Below are 2,270 nucleotides of genomic sequence, written 5' to 3'. Positions count from 1 at the left end.
ACCCATTGATTGCGCGTGTAGCTGATGGCCTTGCCGGTCAGGCTTTCGGGCAGCACCTGTGCCGCCTGCTCATCGAGCCAGATTTTGAACGCCTCCAGCAGTGGCAGGCTGTGCGTCTGGCGTAGCCGGTATGTATAGTCGGCACGGATTTGGCCCTCGGGTAACTTACCGCGTGCGAGGGTCTCGACCTGATACAGCGCCTTGAAGTATTCGAGTGCACGGCGCGCGCGACCGTCGGGTTTCTTGAGCGCCTTGTACGCCTCGTCAAACGCCCGGCGCGCATGGGCCAGGCATCCGAGATGCGTGACACCTTCGAGCGTGCGCCACGCACTGTAGCCATCGGTCATTAGCGTGCCGGCATAGCCTTTCAGGAAGGCCTGCGGATACTGTTGCCCACGCCCTGGCTGGTATTCAAACAGCACCACCGGCTCGGCACATGCTTCGGCGCTGCGGTAGACCCACATGTACGACTTGCTCTGCGCAGTCTTGCCGTCCTCCTTGAGCACCTGCACCGTCGTCTCGTCGCCATGGATCAGCGACTGCGCGAGCAGCGTGCCGCGCAATGCCTCGTACAGCCGGGACAGGTGCAGTTCGGCAGGCCGGATGATCCAGTGCGCCAGCGTGCCACGACTGACCGCGATGTTCGAGCGGCCCAACGCATCTTCCATGCGGTAGAGCGGCGTGCCATCCGCGTACTTGGCGGTCATCACTGTGGCGATCATCGCCGGACTTGCGTTGCTGCCCGGCAGCGGCTGCGCCGGCATGGGCGCGATCACGATGGGCGTGTGCTCCGCGTGGCGTTCGCAATGGCGGCACGCGTACTTGAAGCGCACGTGTTGCAGCACTGACGTCTTAACCTCGATGTGCAGCTGTTCGCAGGTCTGCTCACCCATCCGGTGCATCGCACCCTGGCAGCACGGACAGACCTTCTGATCTTCAGGCAGGTCGTACTCGATACGCGTACGCGGCAGATCAGCCGGCAGCGGCTTGCGCCCCCGTTTCTGGTGGCCTGAGCCGTCTACGGCTGGCAGGCCCGTGTCGGGCAGCGCAAAGACGCCGTCCGGATCGTCTTCAACGGGTTCAGCCAGGGCCACCAGCTCGGCTTCGTCGAACACTCGGTCTTTGAGTTTCTCGCTGCTCGGGGCGAAGCGCTTGAGTTGCGCGAGACGAAACAACTCCTCGAGCTGCTCGACGCGTTGAGTGAGTTGCTGGTTGCGGGCCTCAAGTTCGCGGATATAGGCGAGAACTTCGGATGGCAGACCGGCAGTGGGATCGTGTGCTGACATGACGCTCACGATAGCGAAACCGCAAGGCGAATGGGTTTACCGAATTTGTAACGCCGGTCCCGAATGTTGCATCACGACATCAGCCAGCGTGCCGATACTGCCGCGCAGGATGACGACGCACCGCATCGATGTCGATGCCCTCAAGTAACCAATGAAGCTGCTCGGTCGAGAGCTCCATCACCACCTGCTGCCGGCGCGGCCAGACGAAGCGGTCCTCTTCCAGGCGCTTCATCAGCAGCCAGAAGCCGTTGCCACCCCAGCCGAGTATCTTGATGCGATCCCGTCGCCGGTTGCTGAACGCGTAGAGCGCCGGCGCAAACGGGTCCAGCCCCATGGACTGCTCGACCAGAGCGGCCAGGCCGTTGATCGACTTCCTGAAGTCGACTGCCTCGCGATGAACGTACACCTTGAGTTTAGCGTCGAGCCTGAACATCGCAGCGCCCCAGTGTCTCGATCATCGCCGATACCAGCGGCGCATCCTGTCCGGTACAGTCCAGCCGAAGCGTCACGCCGTTGGGCATTTCCACCGTCAGCTGCGAGCGCACGGGCGGGGGCGGTGAGCGCGTGGGCTCGGAAGCCTTTACGGCGTCCTTGTGCTCAACCACCTCACGACGGCTGATCTCGACGACCGGCACGAACGCCGACGGCACGGCAAGCGGCGGCGCATTCTCGACAACTTCCGACGTCGCTGCCACGCCGTTGCGTTGTTGATGCAGCTTGATCCACCGGCGCAGCAAGTTAGCGTTCACGCCGGCCCTGAGCGCCAACCCGGCCACCGACACGCCCGGCTGCAGGCAGGCCTCAATAAGCCTGCGTTTGGATTGCGAGTCGTAGCGCCGCTTGCCGTCGCGACCTACGAGCGTAACGGCGAGAAGCGCCGCATCTGAATCGATCTGAGTCATTGGCTGTGTCCACTGTTAATCAGTGGACACAGCTTGCCTTGCTCCCAATTCGGGCGCTATGTGCTGATAAATTCGCGCTTAC

The 2,270-nt window shown here is 62.8% G+C and carries 3 protein-coding genes; all 3 read right to left on the bottom strand.

The features are described 5' to 3' along the window. A partial coding sequence (locus ACAX43_RS32875; protein ID WP_370712479.1) for an IS66 family transposase occupies positions 1-1,286 on the bottom strand: 1,286 nt, incomplete at its 3' end. Between the two features lie 79 nt (positions 1,287-1,365). Then, the gene (tnpB, locus tag ACAX43_RS32870; protein ID WP_060859133.1) at positions 1,366-1,719 is read right to left on the bottom strand and encodes an IS66 family insertion sequence element accessory protein TnpB; all 354 of its coding nucleotides are present in this window, start codon (positions 1,717-1,719) and stop codon (positions 1,366-1,368) included. Then, complete coding sequence (locus ACAX43_RS32865; RefSeq protein WP_060859134.1) at positions 1,700-2,188, bottom strand: transposase; 489 nt, start codon at positions 2,186-2,188, stop codon at positions 1,700-1,702. The genes tnpB and ACAX43_RS32865 overlap by 20 nt, the downstream gene beginning before the upstream one ends. Positions 2,189-2,270 lie beyond the last annotated feature (82 nt).

The organism is Paraburkholderia sp. IW21, from assembly GCF_041321145.1.
Lineage (GTDB): Bacteria > Pseudomonadota > Gammaproteobacteria > Burkholderiales > Burkholderiaceae > Paraburkholderia.
The sequence above is the reverse complement of the archived record's forward strand: the minus strand, read 5'-3'. Positions and strand labels throughout refer to the sequence as shown.

Bases quoted from the DNA above. Each gene is read 5' to 3' on its own strand.
- tnpB (WP_060859133.1), bottom strand. From the start codon at position 1,719: ATGTTCAGGCTCGACGCTAAACTCAAGGTGTACGTTCATCGCGAGGCA.
- ACAX43_RS32865 (WP_060859134.1), bottom strand. From the start codon at position 2,188: ATGACTCAGATCGATTCAGATGCGGCGCTTCTCGCCGTTACGCTCGTA.